Below are 17,731 nucleotides of genomic sequence, written 5' to 3' on the forward strand. Positions count from 1 at the left end.
GATAAATCGTGAAGCCTGATGCAATACAGTAGCCGACATTGCCCCGTCTGTGGCGACCCGTCTGCTGCCGGGGTCGCCAGGGGGGTCAGGCCAGTTGCCGATGGTCCTGTGGCAGGGGCTGTGGCTCGGAGATTTGCTGGATGAAGCGCCGCTGGATGAAGTCGACGCTCAGTTCAATCACCCGGTGGTATTGCAGGTCGACGGTGATCATGTGATAGCAGTCGTCCAGCATGACCTTGACCACCGGCCCGCCGAGCTTGCGTTCGACATAGTCGGCGTTCCAGCGGCTGGTGATGTCGTCCTCCAGGGAGTGCAGAACCAACGTGGGTGTGGTGATCGACGGCATGCGCTTTTTCACCACGGCGTTGAGTCGGTGCAGTTCGCGCACTGTCACGCCTTCCATGGTCAGCAAACCGGCCTGGCTGCTTTCGCCTTCTTTCATCTGGCGCTCGACGATCGCTCGCAGGCGTTCATTCTTGATGCCATAGGGCGGTTTTTCTTCGAAGCTGCACAGGTGCACGCCGAACGGGATTCTCATCAGCAGCGGCGTGAGGAACGCCAGTTTGTTGATGCTCCAGCCGTCGTAGCGCAGGGTGGTGGAGTACAGCATCAAGCCTTCGATTTGCCCGGGGTGTTCGGCGGCCAGGTACATCGACAGTACCGCGCCCATCGACAAGCCGCCGACGAACACGCGCTCATGCTTGCGCCGTATACCGACGAAGGTGTTGCGGGCGCTTTCGTACCAGTCACGCCAGCCGGTGGCTTGCAGGTCGGCGTTGCCCCCGCAGTGGCCGGCCAGGGTCGGCACATAGACCGTGTGCCCGGCTTTCGCCAGGCCCATGGCCACCCGACGCAGTTCCGTCGGGGTGCCGGTGAGGCCGTGGATCAACAACACCGCGACCTCGCCGCTGCCGAGGACAAACCCGGCGCGGCCTTCGCCCATGTCAATCGCATCCGGTGAAACCGTCGCGTTCATCGTTTCATCGCTCGGTGCAGCAGGCGATCGAGCAGGGCGATGCCGAGGTCGATTTCCGGGTAGCTGATTTCCAGCGATGGGGCCAGGGTGATCACGTTTTTGTAGTAACCGCCGACGTCGAGGATCAGGCCCAGGCGTTTGCCGTCGATTTCGATGTCGCCCTTCATGCCTTCTTCGACCATGAAATCCAGGGTCGCCTTGTCCGGCGTGAAGCCGTCCGGGCCACAGATTTCGCAGCGCAGGGCCAGGCCCAGGCCATCGACGTCGCCGATGATCGGGTAGCGTTTCTGCAAATCTTTCAGGCCTTCGAGGAAGTACTTGCCCTTGTTCATGACCATCGCGCCGTAGTCGACTTCGCTGGTCATCTTGAACATTTCCAGACCCACCGCCGTGCCCAGGGGGTTGGAGGCAAAGGTCGAGTGGGTGGAGCCCGGCGGGAAGACTTTAGGGTTGATCAACTCTTCCCTGGCCCAGATGCCGCCCAGCGGATTGAGACCGTTGGTCAAGGCCTTGCCGAAGACGATCACGTCCGGTTTGACGTCGAAGTGCTCGATCGACCACAACTTGCCGGTACGGTAGAAGCCCATCTGGATTTCGTCGACCACCATCAAAATGCCGTGCTGGTCCAGCACGTGCTTGAGTTCGCTGTAGAAGTTCATCGGCGGGATCACGTAGCCGCCGGTGCCCTGGATCGGTTCGACGTAGAACGCGGCGTATTCGCTCTGGCCGACTTTCGGGTCCCAGACGCCGTTGTATTCGGTCTCGAACAAGCGGGCGAATTGCTGCACGCAGTGGCTGCCGTACTCTTCCTTGGTCATGCCCTTGGGGCCACGGAAGTGGTACGGGAACGGGATGAAATTGGCGCGCTCGCCGAAGTGACCGTAACGGCGGCGATAGCGATAGCTGGAGGTGATCGACGAGGCGCCGAGGGTACGGCCGTGATAACCGCCTTCGAAGGCGAACATCAGGCTCTTGCCGTTGGTGGCGTTGCGCACGACTTTCAACGAGTCCTCGATGGACTGCGAGCCGCCGACGTTGAAGTGCACGCGACCGTCGAGGCCGAACTTCTTCTTGGCGTCCACGGCGATCATTTCCGAGAGCTCGATCTTGCCTTTGTGCAGGTATTGGCTGGCGATCTGCGGCAGGGTGTCGATCTGTTGTTTCAGCGCATTGTTCAGGCGCGGGTTGGCGTAACCGAAGTTGACGGCCGAGTACCACATTTGCAGGTCGAGATAAGCCTGGTCACTGGTGTCCCAGACGTACGAGCCTTCACAGCGACTGAAAATGCGCGGCGGCTCGATGTAGTGAACGGTGTCGCCGTAGGAGCAATACTTGGCTTCCTTTTCCAGCAGGATTTGGTCTTCGGCGGTAGCGATTCGAATATCAGACATGGTGGAAAAGTTCCTGTGTTTCTGCGTTGAAAGAGGTGGCGTTGGCGGCGTTGGCGTTGGGTAAAAGGGCCAACAGGGCCGGCAGTTCGGCGAAGCTGTCGAAGCGCGCAAAGGCAATGCCGTTGCGCTCGCAGTGCTCGGCCAGGCGATCCTTGGCGAACACGAAATCGGCGGTGGCGGCCACGCACATGTCGGACTGGCCGTCACCGATCACCAGCACGCGCTTGGCCTTGGGCGTGGATTTGCATTTGCAGTTGCCGGCAGCGGCGCGGCAGGCATCGTTGGCGTACGGGAAGTCGATGCGCCAGCTGTCGTGATCGACCTGACGCAAGCGGTTGGCAAGGATCGGCAGGAGGCTGACGTAGTGGCGCGCCAGGATGCGCGCGATGCCTTGTTCGATGCCGTCGCTGACCACTTCAAGGGACGCACCGAGGCCGATGACGTGGTCGACGAAGTCAGGAAAGTCCGGGTCGATGTCGATGCCGTCGAAGAACCCGAGCAGTTCGGTCGGGGTGGCCTTGACCAGTGCGAGCTGGCGACTGAGGCATTCACGGGAACCGATGTCGCCTGCCAGCCACTCCTCTTCGATCGTTTCCCAGCTGGGGTCGGCGAATCGTTGGAGGATGCTGTCGATCACGTCGGTGCGGGTGATGGTCCCGTCGAAATCACACACGATATGCCAGTCAATCATCTGTTGTACCTATTGAGCGTTTCGCGCTGTTTGCGCTTGCCAACGGGGTAGAGCAGGGACTGTGCCAATCACGTCCGGCCCAGCGGGGCTGGGGTTCCGGCCTGTGTTCGCGTTGGTGAAGCTACAATTTTTGTAGGTCGCTACAAACAACATGAGTGCTTGCCTGATGGCATCGATTCAGGGATTGATGCGCGCATGTACCGTATAAGGAATGACCTCATGTCGAGGATTACCGTTGCGCTCTTTACCGCGCTGACCTGTCTTTCCATCAACGCCAACGCCGATGGCCTCACCGGCGAAGCCGGGCTGGGCCTGAGCTATGAACCCCATGATCCGACCGGCAGTCGATACGAAACCCGACCCGTGCCGTACCTCGATCTGGACTGGGGCGATGTCAGTCTCGGCACTGACGACGGGCTGACCTGGAGTGCCTTCAAGGCCAACGGTTTCAGCGCCGGGCCTTATGCGAACTACCTGCCGGGCCGAACCGCGAACGGGACCTTGCGCGGCTTGCGCGATGTGCCGGACATGGCCGAGGTGGGCGGGTTCGTGCAGTACGCACCGGCCGACTTCTGGCGGGTGTTTGCCTCGGTCGGCCAGGCAGTGGGCGGCGGCAGCGGGCAGGGTGGGGTGCTGGGAAGGGTCGGTGGCGAGGTGGGTTATCCGCTGGGTGGCGGGGTGATCGGCAGCACGAACCTGACGGCGCATTTCGCCGATGCCCGACAAACCCAGACCTACTTCGGCGTCAGCAGTGACGAGTCACAGGCCTCGGGGATTCGTCGCTACAACGCCGGCGGCGGGTTGCAGAACGTGGCGCTGACCCAGAGTTTCGAGTTCCCGTTGGCGCCCCATTGGTCGCTGCTGACCAGCGCGAGCTGGATCCACCTGACGGGTTCGGCGGCGGACAGCAGCATTGTCAAAGCCGTTGGCGATACCAACCAGGGTGAAGCGCAGGTGGCGATTGCCTACAAGTTCAAATGAGAGGGTGTGGCGAGGGAGTCAGCGCCCTCGCCACAAACGTCGCGGTAGCTTCAGGTTTGCTCACCCTCGGCCAGCAACGCCACCCCGCCCATGATCACCGCCACACCCACCCAGTGCAGCACGCTGATCTGTTCTCCCAGCCCCAGCCATGACCCCAGCAGTACTCCGACAAACACCAGTGAACTGAGGGGGAACGCCAGGGACAGGCTGCTGCGTCGCAGGATCAGCATCCAGACGAAGAACGCGCCGATGTAGCAGGCGATCGCCACCCACACCCCGGGATTGTCGGCCACGGCCAACAGCCATTGCAGGGTGAAGTCCATCTGCCCGAGTTGATCGCCGCCGACTTTGCTGGCGATCTGGCCAGCGCTTTCGAAGCCGATCAGCAAGGCCCAGAGAACGAGGGTGCCGAGCCGTTCGTGCAGCCAGCCCGTCTTGCTGTCGATCATCGATTGACCCTCATCCATGAGCGACACACACGAGCATCACGCCCGCCGAGATCACCAGCGTACCTGCCCAGCGACGGCGACTGACGGTTTCACCGAGGATCACTCTGCTCGCCAGCACCACGCCGCAGTAAGCCAGCGCCGCCGCCGGAAACAGCAGGCTCAGCGGCGCCCGGGACAGGGCTTCGAGCCAGACCAGAAACTCGACCACAAAGGCGCCGATCCCGCACCACAGCAGCGGCGCGTTAAACACCTGGCCCCAGAACGCATTCAGGCGAAACCCGCCTTCGAGCTCCGGCAATCGGTCCAGGCCGAGTTTGAAACAGAGCTGGCCAATGACGTCCATCACAATGGAACACGCCACCAGCACGATCACAGTGAAGGTCATGGGCGTGGCGCCTTTCGGTTTGCAATAACGATGTTCACAGTCAGGATTTACCCTTTGGCGGTCGCCCCCGCAGGTTCATCCAGCCTGAAGGCCGGCCGAGAGGGCTTTTGAGGGTAAATGCAAGGGATGGGCCAAACCCACAAAGAGGGGGAGTTCAGGTGTGCAGGCGAACCCAGACCGAGACAAGCACGGCCGCCGCCATCAACCAGGCCACTGCGGCCACCGCGAGAGAAGCCTCCAGGCGCATCCGGTCCACCATCACGTAGAGCGTGGCCAGGTAGACGAAATACGGAATGATCGACCACATGCCAAACAGGATGGTGGTCTTCAGGTCTTCCAGGGAACGGCCCTTGCCGACGATGTAATGGGCGATCAGGGCAAAAGTGGGAAACAGCGGCACCAGACCGGCGATGTAATAGTTTCTGGTCTTGGCCAGCGCAGCGAGGATGACCACCACCGCCGCGCCCAGGGTCGCCTTGAGTATCAAGTCCATCAGTGGCTCAACCCGTACTTCTTCACTTTGTCGAACAAGGTGGTCTTGGCCATGCCCAGTTCCTGGCTGGCCTGGGTCAGGTTGCCGCCGCTGCGTTGCAAGGCATCGCTGAGCAGGTTGCGTTCGAAGGCTTCCACCGCTTCGGCAAAGGCCAGGCCCTGATTGCCGGCGCTGGCGCCGGGTTTCTTGAAGGCCGGCAGACCCAGGGCAAAGCGTTCGGCGACGTTGCGCAGTTCGCGCACGTTGCCCGGCCAGTCGTGGCTCATCAGGTTCGACAGGGTCTGGTTATCCAGTTCCGGCGCGGCACGGTCAAAGCGCAGGGATGACTGCTGAAGGAAATGCTCGAACAATTGCAGGATGTCTTCGCGACGTTCGCGCAGCGGTGGCAGTTCCAGGGTGACCACGTTGAGGCGGTAATACAGGTCGCTGCGGAATTCGCCGGCCTTGCTCGACTCGACGAGGTCCGACTTGGTCGCGGCGATCACCCGGCAATCGACCGCCACGCTCTGGTTCGAACCGAGTCGTTCGAGGGTGCGCTCCTGCAACACGCGCAGCAGTTTGATCTGCAAGGGCAGGGGCATGCTTTCCACTTCGTCGAGGAACAGCGTACCGCCGTCGGCGTGCTCGATCTTGCCGATGCGCCGCTTGCCCGCGCCGGTGAAGGCGTTGGCTTCGTGACCGAAAATTTCACTTTCGAAGAGGTTTTCCGGCAGGCCGCCACAGTTCAAGGCGACGAACTGTTTGCTGTGTCGGCGGCTGAAATCATGCAGGCAACGGGCAACCAGTTCCTTGCCGGTGCCGGTTTCGCCTTCAATCAGCACGTTGGCCGAGGTATCGGCGACGTTGGCGATCAACTCTCGCAGATTCTGCATGGCCGGCGAGCGACCGATGATCCTGCCTTCGAGGGAATCGCGTTCGGCCAGTTGCCGACGCAACGACGTGACCTCCCGCGCCAGGCTGCGTTGTTCCAGGGCGCGGCGGGCCACGTCCACCAGACGCTCCGGGGAAAAGGGTTTTTCCATGAAGTCATAGGCGCCTTTCTGCATCGCGCCCACGGCCATGGAGATGTCGCCGTGGCCGGTGATCAGCACCACCGGCAGGCTGCGGTCGCGGGCCTTGAGCCGGTTCAACAGTTCCAGGCCATCGATGCCCGGCAGGCGAATGTCGCTGATGACGATGCCGGCAAAATTGTCGCCGACCCGCTCCAGGGCTTCTTCGGCGCTGCCTACGCCGATACAGGGAATGTCTTCCAGGGTCAGCGCCTGCTGGCAGCCGAGCAGCACATGGGGGTCGTCTTCGACGATCAGCACACTAAGGTCGTTGTTCATATGGGCTCGGCGGGAGTGGGGCTTACCAACGGTAAACCGAGGACGAAAGCGGTACCACCGCTGGCGGGGTGTTCGACGCCCAGGTGGCCGCCGGTGGCGGCGGCCAGGCTCGCGGAAAGGGTCAGGCCCAGGCCCAGCCCTTGTTCACCGGGTTTGGTGGTGAAGAAGGGTTCGAACAAGTGCTTGCGCGCTTCGGCGTCGATGCCATGGCCGTTGTCCCTGACGCGCAGTCGATACTTGCCTTCGAACACTTCACCCTCGAGCCACAACTCGGGTTGCGGTTGCGCCTGCATGGCATCGAGGGCGTTGCCGATCAGGTTGACCAGAATCTGCTCCAGGCGCGTCTGGTCGATCTGCAGTTGTACGTCGTCGAAATGGCGGTGCAGTTGCAGATGGGCGTTTTCCACGCGACTGCCGAGCAACTGCAAGGCGGCCTCCACGGCTTTGCCGAGGCACGCCTGGCCCTTGTCGTCACCGCGTCGGGCGAAGGCGCGCAGGCTCGCGGTGATCCGCCCCATGCGGTCGATCAGTTCATTGATGGTCTTGAGGTTGGTGCTGGCCACATCCAGCTGACCGCGCTCCAGAAAGCGTACGGTGTTGCCGGACAGGGTGCGCAGTGCCGCCAGCGGTTGGTTCAATTCGTGGGCGATGCTGGTGGACATCTGGCCGATGGCGGCGAGCTTCCCGGCCTGCACCAGTTCATCCTGGGCGCGGCGCAAGGTCTCTTCGGCGTGACGCCGTTCGCGGATCTGGCCCTTGAGCCGTTCGTTGCTGGCACGCAGGTCGACGGTGCGTTCGGTAATCCGACGCTCCAGTTGATTGTTGGCTTCCTGCAAGGCTTCGCGGGCGGCGAGGCGTGTGGAAATCACCTTGCGGCGTTCATTCCAGGCAATCAGCAGGAACGCCACGAGGGCGAAGGCCACCGCCACCAGAATGCCCTGATTGATCGCTTCGCGGCGCAGATCCTGCAGCGGCGTGAGCAAGGTGAAATTCCATGGGGTATCGCTTAACGGCCGGGTTTGCGCCAGATAGCTGATGTTTTCTTCATCGGAGTCCAGCTCGCTGTTGGCGGGGAAGGTCAGTTTTTCCACGCCTTCGGACAGGGTTTCCCGGGCCAGGGGCTGCAGTTCGTTCAACGGGAACCAGTAGTACTGCAGGCTGCGGGCCAGTTTTTCCTTGGTCTCGTCGCTCAGCGGCACCACGGATTTGAGCCGCCGCGCCGGGTCGCTGGACAGGATGATGATGCCGTTCTCGTCGCTGACGAAGGCTTCCAGGCGCGCCCGTTGCCAGCGCTCTTCCATGGCTTCGAGGCGAACCTTGACCACGGCGACGCCAATGATCTTGCCGTGCTCTTCCAGGCCATGGGCCAGGTAGTAGCCGGGCTCGCCGTTGGTACTGCCGATGCCATAGAAGCGCCCCGGCTGGCCGCGTACGGCATTCTGGAAATAGGCCCGGAAGGACAGGTCTTCGCCCAGGTAACTGTCGACATCGCGCCAGTTGCTGGTGGCCAGGACGCGACCGGTGGTGTCCATCACATAGATGGCCCGACTGCGGCTGCGCCGGTTCAGGCCTTCAAGGTAATCATTGACCGTTTGCCGGTGTTCCGGGGTCGGGTCGGCCAGCAACTGCGAGACACTGGATTCGAGTTCCAGCAGGCTGGGCAGGTAGGTGTATTTGCTGATTTCGCTCTCGACGGCGCGGGCATGCAACTCCAGCTGACGCTGGCCGTTCTCGCCCAGGCTGCGAATGCCGTAGTGCTCACTGATCCAGAAGCCGACGTAGCCCAATCCGATCATCAGCGCGATGATCAGTGGCGGCAGGAACAAATGACGAATCAGACGGGGTTTCACGGCGAGTGATGGCGGCGGGGCGCGATAGGGGGTAGGGTCGCATTTCATCACAGATGCCTTGGGTCAACCAGCGCTTGCCTGAACACTGTATGAGCGAGCCTGCTCGCGATGGTCGTCAACGATGACGCGTTCATTCTGAATGTACGCGGTGTCTTTGAACTCATCGCGAGCAGGCTCGCCCCAACAGGTGGCGAGGCGAGCGTGGTTTTTAGTGCTGCAGAATCTTGTTCAGGAAGTGCTGCGTACGCTCGGCACGGTGGTTGATGTCGCCGAAGAACTCTTCTTTCTTGCAGTCTTCGATGATTTTGCCGGCGTCCATGAAGATCACCCGGTCAGCGACCTTGCGGGCGAAGCCCATTTCGTGGGTCACGCACATCATGGTCATGCCTTCGTGGGCCAGTTGCACCATCACGTCGAGCACTTCGTTGACCATTTCCGGGTCCAGTGCCGAGGTCGGCTCGTCGAACAGCATGACGATCGGGTCCATCGCCAGCGCCCGGGCAATCGCCACGCGCTGCTGCTGACCACCGGACAACTGGCCAGGGTGCTTGTGGGCGTGGGCCGAAAGACCGACGCGCTCAAGCAGTTGCAGGCCTTTCTTGGTGGCTTCTTCCTTGCTGCGGCCCAATACCTTGATCTGCGCAATGGTCAGGTTTTCGGTGATGGTCAGGTGCGGGAACAGCTCGAAGTGCTGGAACACCATGCCCACGCGGGAACGCAGTTTCGGCAGGTTGGTCTTCGGGTCGGCGATGGACGTGCCATCGACCACGATGTCACCTTTCTGGAACGGTTCCAGGGCGTTGACGCATTTGATCAGGGTCGATTTGCCCGAGCCGGACGGCCCGCACACCACGATCACTTCGCCTTTTTTGACCTCGGTGCTGCAGTCAGTCAGTACCTGGAAGTCGCCATACCACTTGTTGACATTCTTGATAGAGATCATACGGCAAACCTTTTTTGCAGACGCTTGACCAGCTGCGAGGCGGCAAAGCTGATGATGAAGTACACGAGACCTGCGAAGATCAGGAACTCATTGGAACGGCCAATGATGTCGCCACTGGCGCGCGAGGCATTGAGGAAGTCCACCAGGCCCACCGCGTACACCAGCGACGTGTCCTGGAACAGGATGATGCTCTGCTGCAGTAACAGCGGGGTCATCTTGCGGAACGCCTGCGGCAGGATGATCAGGCGCATCATCTGGCCATAGGTCATGCCCAACGCCTGGGCAGCGCCCATCTGGCCCTTGGGAATCGACTGCACGCCGGCCCGGACGATTTCGCAGAAGTACGCCGCTTCGAACATCATGAAGGCCACGATGCACGAAGCGAACGCGCCGATCGGGGTGTCTTCGCCGGTGATCCAGCGCAGCACGAACGGCACCGCCAGGTAGAACCAGGTGATCACCAGCAGCAGCGGAATCGAGCGAAAGTAGTTGACGTAGGCACCGGCCAGGTTCGACAGCAATTTGCTGTGGGACAGACGGCACAGCGCCAGGATGGTGCCGAGGATGATCCCGCCGACGACGCCCAGCGCCATCAGTTGCAGGGTCATGATCATGCCGTTCCACAAGCCCGGCAGGGACGGGATGATGCCCGAGAAGTCGAGTTCCATTATTTACCCCCCACGGAGATCAGGCCCGGTACGGCGACTTTCTTCTCGACCAGACGCATCAGCAACATCAGGCTCATGTTCAGGGTGAAGTAAATGAGCGTTGCCAGGGTGAAGGCTTCGAACAGGTTGGCGGAGAACTCGGCGGTCTGTTTGGTCTGCGCCAGCAGCTCCATCAGGCCGATCAACGAGGCCACGGAGGTGTTCTTGAAGACGTTCAGGAATTCCGAGGTGAGCGGCGGAATGATGATCCGGTAAGCCTGCGGCAGCAGCACGTTCCAGTAGATCTGTGGCAGCTTGAAACCCATGGCGCGAGCCGCGGATTCCTGGCCTTTGGGCAGGGCCTGGATGCCGGTACGCACTTGTTCGCAGACGCGAGCGGTGGTGAACAGGCCCAGGCAGACAACGACGCTGAGGAAGGCCGAGGTCGTCGGGTTCAGGTCCTGCTTGTACCAGTCTTGCAGGTTCTGCGGCAGCAGGTCGGGCACCAGGAAGTACCAGATGAACAGCTGAACCAGCAGCGGCACGTTACGGAAGAGTTCGACGTAGCAGGTGGCGATGCCCGATACGATGCGATTCGGCACGGTACGCATGACACCCAGGATCGAGCCCAGTGTCAGGGCGATGATCCAGGCCACGATGGCGATGGCGATGGTCCAGCCCAGACCGGCGATGTACCAGTCGAGATAGGTCTCGCTGCCCACGCCGGTGGACTTGAAGAACACGCCCCAGTCCCAGTTGTAATTCATTAGGGTCTCCCCTCGGATTCGATCGATGTACAAGTACCCGCCTGGGGAAAGCTCCGTTCCCGCCCGATCGGGTGACACACAGGTCAGTTCGATCAGGCACACACGATCGGCTCGACAGCCACCGGTTCGAGTGTTTCCAGAAATGCCAGCAGGGAATGACAACCTCCCGAAAGGGCCGAGGCCCTCTCAGGAGATAAGGTTAGTCAGAAATCAGGATTTCTTGTCGTCAGCCGCTTTGTCGGTCGGATGGGCGATCAGGGCCTTGAGCTCGTCGCTCATCGGGAAGTTCAGGTTCAGGCCTTTAGGCGGGATTGGCTGCATGAACCATTTTTCGTAGATCTTGTTGATCTCGCCCGAAGCGTAGGTGGCCTTGATGGCGTCATCCACGGCTTTCTTGAACGGCTCGTCGCCCTTGCGCACCATGCAGCCATAGATTTCGTAGGACTGTGGAGTGCCGGTCACGGCCCAGTCATCCGCTTTCTTGGCCTTGGCGGCCTCACCGGCCAGCAGCGCGTCGTCCATCATGAACGCGACGGCACGGCCCGATTCCAGCATCTGGAAGGATTCGCCGTGGTCTTTGGCGGAGATGACGTTCATGCCCATTTGCTTGTCGGCGTTCATCGACTTGAGGATGCGCTCGGACGTGGTACCGGCGGTGGTCACGACGTTCTTGCCTTTGAGGTCATCGAAGTCCTTGTACGCCGAGCCTTTCTTGGACAGCAGGCGAGTACCGATTTCGAAGATGCCAACGGAGAAGTCAACTTGCTGCTGACGCTCGACGTTGTTGGTGGTGGAACCGCACTCCAGGTCCACGGTGCCGTTCTGCACCAGCGGGATACGGGTTTGCGAAGTGACCAGGTTGTATTTGACTTGCAGGTTAGGCAGGTCCAGGTCTTTTTTGATGGCTTCGACGACTTTCAGTTGAATATCGTGGGAGTAGCCAACCGGTTTGCCGGAAGCGTCCGCAATGTAGGAAAACGGAATGGAAGCGTCGCGATGCCCGAGGGTGATCACACCGGACTCTTTGATCTTCTTCAGGGTGCCGGTGAGTTCGGCGGCGAAAACTGGCGTGCTGATCAGAGCGGCAGCAATGGCTGCGCCCAGGATGTGGGGAACGATGCGCATCAAATTTTCCTCGACATTGTTTTTTTTATGGAGCCAGTTCATCGGCCCTTTTGTGCTGCGGATGCCTGAGCTCCTGGAGTGTTGGCACCGCAGGCATTCGTCGAAGAAGTGTAGAGCATGACTCATGCCAGACCAGGCTTAATGAGTTAAGTAATTGATTTATAAGGAGATTAAATTTATTTTTCGCATTTTTCAGTGTTGAATAATCCGGTTAACCGAACCGACCGGCAGGTCGCGTTCGGAAAACCGAATGATGCGCGGGCGCAACCCCTGATCAGGTGTATTTGCGCTTGTCCGGCGCTGGCGGGAAGTACTGGTATAACCAGGTTTCACTCAACGTGCGGTCATGGGTGCGGATGAACAGGCGCAGTTCCACGGGATCCACGCTGTCGTTGGTCGGGTACCAGTCGAACGTGATGCGGTAGCCCTTGATCTCATCGAGCACCAGCACGTTGAAGTCCTTGACCTGGCCATTCGAGCAGGTCACGACCGGCTCGATGCCCGCGCCTTCCGGCAAGCGGTCCAGGCCGCCACCGGTGAAGTCCACCGCGAAGCGTCGGGCCCAGACTTGCGGGTAATGCTCGCCCGGTGCCCAGCCTTCGGTGAACCCACCCATGCCCGAACGTGTTGCGTTGACCCGCGCCAGTGGTGTGCCCACCGGCGGCAGGGCGCTCCAGTAGAGCTTGTAGCCGTAGTTCAGCGAATCACCGGGTGCCACCGGTTTTTTCGGGGTCCAGAACGCGACGATGTTGTCGAGTGTCTCGCCGGTCGTAGGGATTTCCAGCAGATCGATGGAGCCTTCACCCCACGCGGTGGTCGGTTCGACCCACAGGCTCGGTCGGCGGCTGTACCAATCGACGGTGTCCTGATAACTGGCGAACTCGTGATCGGTCTGCACCAGGCCGAAACCCTTCGGATCCTTGTCGGCGAAGGCGTTGAATTGCAGCGTGGCCGGGTTGTTCAGCGGGCGGCAGATCCACTCGCCGTTGCCGCGCCACATCGCCAGGCGATCGGAGTCGTGGATCTGCGGGTGAATGGTGTCGCACATGCGGCGTTCGTGGGTGCCGCAGCTGAACATGCTGGTCATCGGTGCAATGCCCAGTTGTTCGATGGCGGTTCGTGCATTGACGTTGGCATCGACCTCCATCACCACGCGCTCGGCCTGGCAGTCGATGTCAAAGCGGTAGGCACCGGTGGCGCTCGGCGAGTCGAGCAGGGCATAGACCACGAAGCGGGTGCTGTCCTTGTCCGGCGTCTCGAACCAGAACTTGGTGAAGTCGGGGAATTCTTCACGCTTTTTGGCGTAGGTATCGATCGCCAGGCCGCGGGCCGACAAGCCGTACTGGCCAGTGGCGTCCACCGCGCGGAAGTAACTGGCGCCCAGGAACGACACCACGTCGTGCTTGTCCAGCTCCGGCGCCTTGAACAGCTTGAAGCCGGAGAAACCCAGGTCGCCGGTCAATTGCTTGGTATCGACCGTGGTGTTCTCGTAGTTGAACAGCGACGGACGGAAATGCACTTCACGGGCCATGCGGGTTTTCGGATCGACGCTGTACATGCGCACCGGCTGCTTGAAACCCATGCCGACGTGGAAAAACTGCACATCCAGCTGACCGTTCAATTCATTCCACAGCGAATGATTGCCGTCGTAGCGGATCGCGTTGAAATTCTGCGGGGTCATGGTCGCCAGGGTCGGTGGCAGCACTTGCTTGGTGTCCTGATAGCGATTGCTGGCCAGTTGCTTGGCCTGCACTTTCAGCGACTCGAAATCGAAGGCCTGGGCTTCACCATCGGCAGCCCCGGTGGCGGCCCAGGCGCGGGCGGCAAGCAGGCCGGTGGCGGACAGACCGGTGTAGGCAGCGATGGCCATGGAGGCTTTGAGCAAATTCCTGCGGTGCATAAATACAACCTGTCGTGAACAATCCCGCGCCGTTCCTGGCACGTGCTGGATCAGAAATAAGGGTTCGGACATGCCTTCGGCCAAACACAACGGACTTTAAACAGATGCCGAATAGCTTAAACCGTTCGATGGCGGAGCAAAATTGATTGATGGCACGACGCTAGCGCGGCAATGAAACAAGACATGTCGGGAAACATTTCCGACAGTGGCGTCTGATTTAGAGGGCATTTCTGCTTTTTTCGACTAATTACTCTAAAAACCGCTTTTCAGCGTCCGGATTATTTCTATTCTGTGGGCATGACCGGTTTATGCCCTTCGGGCCGGTGCGATTCAGTCGGCACGAGAAGGCTGCTGAAAAGGGTAGGGCGATGCGGTTTCTGAAGTTTTCTTTGACGTAGAGAAGGACATCGTCCATGTCGAAAGTACAAGGCATCACCGAACTGCTGGGAATCTTTCCGTGCCTGGGCAGCGGGCGGCGAAGGCGCCGGCTCAATTCCGAAGAGATGAAACTGGTGGAGCGCTATCGCGAATTGTCGGAGAGCGACCGGATTGCGATGAGGTATCTGGTGGATGCGATGCGTAGTGTTTCGAGGTTTTGAAAAAAGGGGCATTCAGTCGCGGCAAGGTTGTCGCGGCTGATTGCCATTTTTACCAATCTTGCGAGCGCGCCATTCGCTGATGCAGTACTCGCAACACTTGAATTTGTCCGTTGGCAAATCGATACGGTGCAATGAAGGGATAACGATCGAGGACCAGTTCTCGCACATCTGGCATTACGGAAGGTCTGCCTGATCCAGGAAACAGCTCTAATTGTTGAAAGGACTGCAAAATCGTCGAGATGATATTTATGGCGGTGTCTGCACCAACAGCGTCTCGGTAGTGGTCATGAATATTGTCGAGGTCGCTTTCCGCTTTTTCAGTCAGTACTACGTTCGGCACGTTTTTTCCACTTAGCCTTCACGGCGTCCAGGTCGGTGAGTTTCCCAGCATCTGCATCGGCTATACCCTCGCTGATAGCTTGCAGGTGCCAAGACTCAGCTTCCACGTATCGCACCAGTGCGCGCTTGAGGTGATATTGACGATCGCGATCAGTAGCTGCTGCCAGTTGATCCAATTGTTGAGCCAGAAACTCTTCGACGCGAAAAGATAGAACGGGCGAGGCCATGGCGGCTTTCCTCAAAGTGTATACGCTGTAAACCACGTAAACACCCTAGGGTGTACTGCGATGTTCGTCAACCGTTACCACGTGTTCGGGTAAAAGACACTCTAGTCAGTGGTGCCGCAGTGGACGAAGGGAAATGTTGCGAGTGATTGCCTCTAAAGAGGCTGAGTGCTCCGGCACCCACTGGCATCGGGGTGAGCGCTGCTATCGACTCCCGTTCAAGTCTTTCCGAAAACTGCTATGCCGTAGCCATTCGGCAAGCAGGGCAGACTTTTGAGTCCGCCCCGTTTTCATTAGGGCCTCAAGTCTCAGTGGCAACTGCCCGCAACCGAATAGGGTCGTTGTACTTGCATCAACTCAGGCATGTCCCGCCACTTGATCCAGGCGTGATGTTGGTAGTGCAGCAGAGGCACCGAAACTCCGGCCCAATTCAAGGCGCTCAGGCTGGGCAGGTTTCCGGTGACGTGGTCTGCGCATTGCGCAGCATGGGCACGACTTCGTTGCTCAACCATTGCCTCAGATGGTCCTGAGCGCAGAACCAGGCTTGGTGGTCCTGGATGAAGGCGTGGAGGAAACGGTTGTGGCGGGTGAAGACGGTAGGGGTGAAGCAGGGAAGGGCAGCGTTTTTAGCCGACGATTGCATGAGGTAACTTCCGTTTTGATTTGGAAAGTCGCCATCAACCCTCCGACAGGTTGGGTGGCGAGTCGAGTGGCGTTCGAAGTCGGGACACTTCCAGTCAAAACGGAAGGCGGAAGGCCCGCACCACACGGCCCGCCATGGAGCAGAACTGAGCAAAAAAAAGCCACAGTTCTATGGGGGCACGCAAGCACCGTTTTGACGTGTTCCGGCTTCGACTCCGGGTCGCTGATTGTGCAGCGACGGGACAAAGCCTATCGGTCAGGCGCTCGCGGCGCCAAGTCTACTCTGGCGACGCGTGATGTAGGAATCGCGGGTTTTTCATGAAGGTCGAATCTGTAGTTTTTTTCTGCTTTTGCCTCTGCAAAAGTGACATCTCTTAAAAAGCAAAACCGCCTTCAGGGGCGGTTTTCATGTCCGTCGAACGGCTCGTCAAACCGCAAGCGAATCAGCAGCCTGACCCTGCCCGCATCACAGCAGGCAGGGTGTTCGTTCAACGGGCATATACCGTTAGCGGCTCACCTTCCAGGCATCCCCGGCAGGCGCCGTACCGTGGTCATACGGCTTGGCGATCCACATGTACAGCAGGCCCAGGCCAATGACGATGGCGGTGCTCAGGACCATGGCGTAGTTGATGTACCACGCCGCATCCGGGGTACGTGGCCAGGCCATGTTGACGATGGCGCCGATGCCATAGGCCAGTGCGCCGATGTTCACCAGCCAGCCCCAGGCACCGAGGGTGAATTTGCCGCTCGGTTTCCAGCCTTTGAGGCGTGCATAAAGCGCGGCGAGCACGATCATCTGGAACGCCAGGTAGATGCCGATGGCGGCGAAGCTGACGATGGTGGCGACGGCGTCCTGCAGGAAGAAGCCGAGGATGATGATCAGGGCCGGCAGGACACCGGACACGAACAGTGCGGCAACCGGAACCTGGGTCGTAGGAGAAATCTTCTTCAGCAATCGGCTGCCGATCACCATCTCGTCACGGGCATAGGAATACAGCAGACGGCTCGCCGCCGCTTGCAGGCTGATGACGCAGGAGATGAAGGAAATCATGACCACGCCCATCACCACTTTCGAACCCACGGGGCCGAAGGCGTTGTTGAGGATGGTGGTGACCGGGTCCTTGTCGGTGCCGTTGATCACGGCTTGCATGTCTGGCACGGCGAGGATCAGCGCCAGGCAGGCGAACATCGCGGCAATGCCACCGATGTAGATGGTCATGCGCATGGCCACCGGGATTTTCTTGCTCGGGTTCGGCGTTTCTTCGGCGACGTCGCCGCAGGCCTCGAAGCCGTAGTACAGGAACATCCCCGCCAGCGACGCGGTGAGGAAGGCGGGCAGGTACGAGCCATCGATGCTGATGTCGAAGGTGTTGAACAACACGCTGAGCGACTGATGGCGTTCGAAAACCAACAGGTAGACACCGACGATCACCGCGCCGATCAGTTCGCAGAGGAAGCCGAACATGGCAATGCGCGCCAGCGTTTTGGTGCCGCTGAGGTTGACCAGCGTGGCGAACAGCGTCAGGAACAGGGCAATGACGATGTTGGTGTTGTTGTTCGGTTCAAAGCCCATCATGGCGGCCAGGTAGGGACCCGCACCCACGGCAACGGCAGCGATGGTCACGCACAGGGCGATGGAGTAGATCCAGCCGACCATCCACGCCCAGCGCTTGCCCACCAAACGACGGGCCCAGGGGTACACGCCACCGGAAATCGGGAACTGCGACACCACTTCACCGAAGATCAGGCACACCAGTAACTGGCCGCAACCGACCAGCAGGTAGGCCCAGAACATCGGTGGGCCACCCGCGGCGAGGCACAGGCCGAAGAGGGTATAAACCCCGACGACCGGGGAAAGATAAGTGAAGCCCAGGGCGAAGTTTTCCCACAGGCTCATGCTGCGATTGAAGTTGGACGTATAACCCAGTTTACGTAGTTGCTCGGCGTCGCTATCGACAACGTCGGCAGGGAAATCGGGTGATGCACTCATAGTGTTTGCTC

18 protein-coding genes and 1 pseudogene are annotated in these 17,731 nt (G+C 60.0%); 2 read left to right on the forward strand and 17 right to left on the reverse strand.

From position 1 onward, the window contains the following. Positions 1–85: 85 nt before the first annotated feature. The 3 genes from ACX3YD_RS21615 to ACX3YD_RS21625 are packed head-to-tail and all read right to left on the reverse strand — an operon-like array spanning position 86 to position 3,058. Positions 86–976: an alpha/beta hydrolase gene (locus ACX3YD_RS21615; protein WP_047538260.1), complete on the reverse strand. Its 891-nt coding sequence runs from the start codon at positions 974–976 to the stop codon at positions 86–88. After that, positions 973–2,367: an aspartate aminotransferase family protein gene (locus tag ACX3YD_RS21620; protein WP_047538263.1), complete on the reverse strand. Its 1,395-nt coding sequence runs from the start codon at positions 2,365–2,367 to the stop codon at positions 973–975. Before ACX3YD_RS21620 ends, ACX3YD_RS21615 begins: the two co-directional genes overlap by 4 nt. Continuing rightward, entirely contained in the window at positions 2,360–3,058 is a 699-nt protein-coding gene (locus tag ACX3YD_RS21625) for an HAD-IB family phosphatase (protein ID WP_047538266.1), read from the reverse strand. Before ACX3YD_RS21625 ends, ACX3YD_RS21620 begins: the two co-directional genes overlap by 8 nt. A 219-nt stretch (positions 3,059–3,277) precedes the next feature. On the opposite strand from ACX3YD_RS21625, the gene ACX3YD_RS21630 reads away from it, so the two are divergent. After that, positions 3,278–4,039, forward strand: a complete 762-nt coding sequence (locus ACX3YD_RS21630) for a MipA/OmpV family protein (RefSeq protein WP_458960958.1) — start codon at positions 3,278–3,280, stop codon at positions 4,037–4,039. 50 nt (positions 4,040–4,089) lie between these two features. On the opposite strand, the gene ACX3YD_RS21635 is transcribed toward ACX3YD_RS21630, so the two are convergent. The 10 genes from ACX3YD_RS21635 to ACX3YD_RS21680 form a co-directional block, all read right to left on the reverse strand. Next, the gene (locus tag ACX3YD_RS21635) at positions 4,090–4,488 is read right to left on the reverse strand and encodes a DMT family transporter (protein ID WP_103403662.1); all 399 of its coding nucleotides are present in this window, start codon (positions 4,486–4,488) and stop codon (positions 4,090–4,092) included. Positions 4,489–4,498: 10 nt separating this feature from the next. Continuing rightward, positions 4,499–4,873, reverse strand: coding sequence for a DMT family transporter (locus tag ACX3YD_RS21640; protein ID WP_103403661.1), 375 nt, complete (start codon positions 4,871–4,873; stop codon positions 4,499–4,501). Positions 4,874–5,027: 154 nt separating this feature from the next. Beyond that, positions 5,028–5,357: a GlpM family protein gene (locus ACX3YD_RS21645; RefSeq protein ID WP_458962071.1), complete on the reverse strand. Its 330-nt coding sequence runs from the start codon at positions 5,355–5,357 to the stop codon at positions 5,028–5,030. Between the two features lie 8 nt (positions 5,358–5,365). Beyond that, positions 5,366–6,694 (reverse strand): two-component response regulator AauR, encoded by a 1,329-nt coding sequence (gene aauR / locus ACX3YD_RS21650; RefSeq protein WP_458960959.1) that lies wholly within the window; start codon positions 6,692–6,694, stop codon positions 5,366–5,368. Continuing rightward, the gene (aauS, locus tag ACX3YD_RS21655; protein WP_103403658.1) at positions 6,691–8,592 is read right to left on the reverse strand and encodes a two-component sensor histidine kinase AauS; all 1,902 of its coding nucleotides are present in this window, start codon (positions 8,590–8,592) and stop codon (positions 6,691–6,693) included. Before aauS ends, aauR begins: the two co-directional genes overlap by 4 nt. Positions 8,593–8,752: 160 nt before the next feature. Further along, a complete protein-coding gene (locus ACX3YD_RS21660; protein WP_090316758.1) occupies positions 8,753–9,487 on the reverse strand; it encodes an amino acid ABC transporter ATP-binding protein in 735 nt (244 codons plus the stop codon). After that, positions 9,484–10,155, reverse strand: coding sequence for an amino acid ABC transporter permease (locus tag ACX3YD_RS21665; RefSeq protein WP_103403657.1), 672 nt, complete (start codon positions 10,153–10,155; stop codon positions 9,484–9,486). The genes ACX3YD_RS21660 and ACX3YD_RS21665 overlap by 4 nt, the downstream gene beginning before the upstream one ends. Then, entirely contained in the window at positions 10,155–10,901 is a 747-nt protein-coding gene (locus tag ACX3YD_RS21670) for an amino acid ABC transporter permease (protein WP_047538290.1), read from the reverse strand. The genes ACX3YD_RS21665 and ACX3YD_RS21670 overlap by 1 nt, the downstream gene beginning before the upstream one ends. A gap of 210 nt (positions 10,902–11,111) precedes the next feature. Beyond that, on the reverse strand, positions 11,112–12,026 hold the full coding sequence (locus ACX3YD_RS21675; RefSeq protein ID WP_047538293.1) for a glutamate/aspartate ABC transporter substrate-binding protein: 915 nt from the start codon (positions 12,024–12,026) through the stop codon (positions 11,112–11,114). 274 nt (positions 12,027–12,300) lie between these two features. Beyond that, complete coding sequence (locus tag ACX3YD_RS21680) at positions 12,301–13,926, reverse strand: glucan biosynthesis protein D (RefSeq protein WP_103403656.1); 1,626 nt, start codon at positions 13,924–13,926, stop codon at positions 12,301–12,303. Between the two features lie 413 nt (positions 13,927–14,339). Here ACX3YD_RS21680 and ACX3YD_RS21685 point away from each other — a divergent pair, with 413 nt between their 5' ends. Next, the gene (locus ACX3YD_RS21685) at positions 14,340–14,525 is read left to right on the forward strand and encodes a hypothetical protein (protein ID WP_047538299.1); all 186 of its coding nucleotides are present in this window, start codon (positions 14,340–14,342) and stop codon (positions 14,523–14,525) included. A 49-nt stretch (positions 14,526–14,574) separates the two neighbouring features. Here ACX3YD_RS21685 and ACX3YD_RS21690 read toward each other — a convergent pair whose 3' ends face one another. The 4 genes and pseudogenes from ACX3YD_RS21690 to ACX3YD_RS21705 all read right to left on the reverse strand — a co-directional run bounded on the left by ACX3YD_RS21690 (position 14,575) and on the right by ACX3YD_RS21705 (position 17,720). After that, positions 14,575–14,865: a type II toxin-antitoxin system RelE/ParE family toxin gene (locus ACX3YD_RS21690; RefSeq protein ID WP_458960960.1), complete on the reverse strand. Its 291-nt coding sequence runs from the start codon at positions 14,863–14,865 to the stop codon at positions 14,575–14,577. Beyond that, positions 14,843–15,091 carry a CopG family ribbon-helix-helix protein gene (locus ACX3YD_RS21695; RefSeq protein ID WP_103403654.1) on the reverse strand — a complete coding sequence of 83 codons (249 nt, stop codon included), beginning with the start codon at positions 15,089–15,091 and terminating at the stop codon, positions 14,843–14,845. Before ACX3YD_RS21695 ends, ACX3YD_RS21690 begins: the two co-directional genes overlap by 23 nt. A gap of 305 nt (positions 15,092–15,396) precedes the next feature. Continuing rightward, positions 15,397–15,731, reverse strand: a pseudogene (locus tag ACX3YD_RS21700) (hypothetical protein). Positions 15,732–16,235: 504 nt separating this feature from the next. Beyond that, a complete protein-coding gene (locus tag ACX3YD_RS21705) occupies positions 16,236–17,720 on the reverse strand; it encodes an APC family permease (RefSeq protein WP_458960961.1) in 1,485 nt (494 codons plus the stop codon). Between the last annotated feature and the right edge of the window lie 11 nt (positions 17,721–17,731).

Source organism: Pseudomonas fluorescens group sp. PF-1 (genome assembly GCF_054481335.1).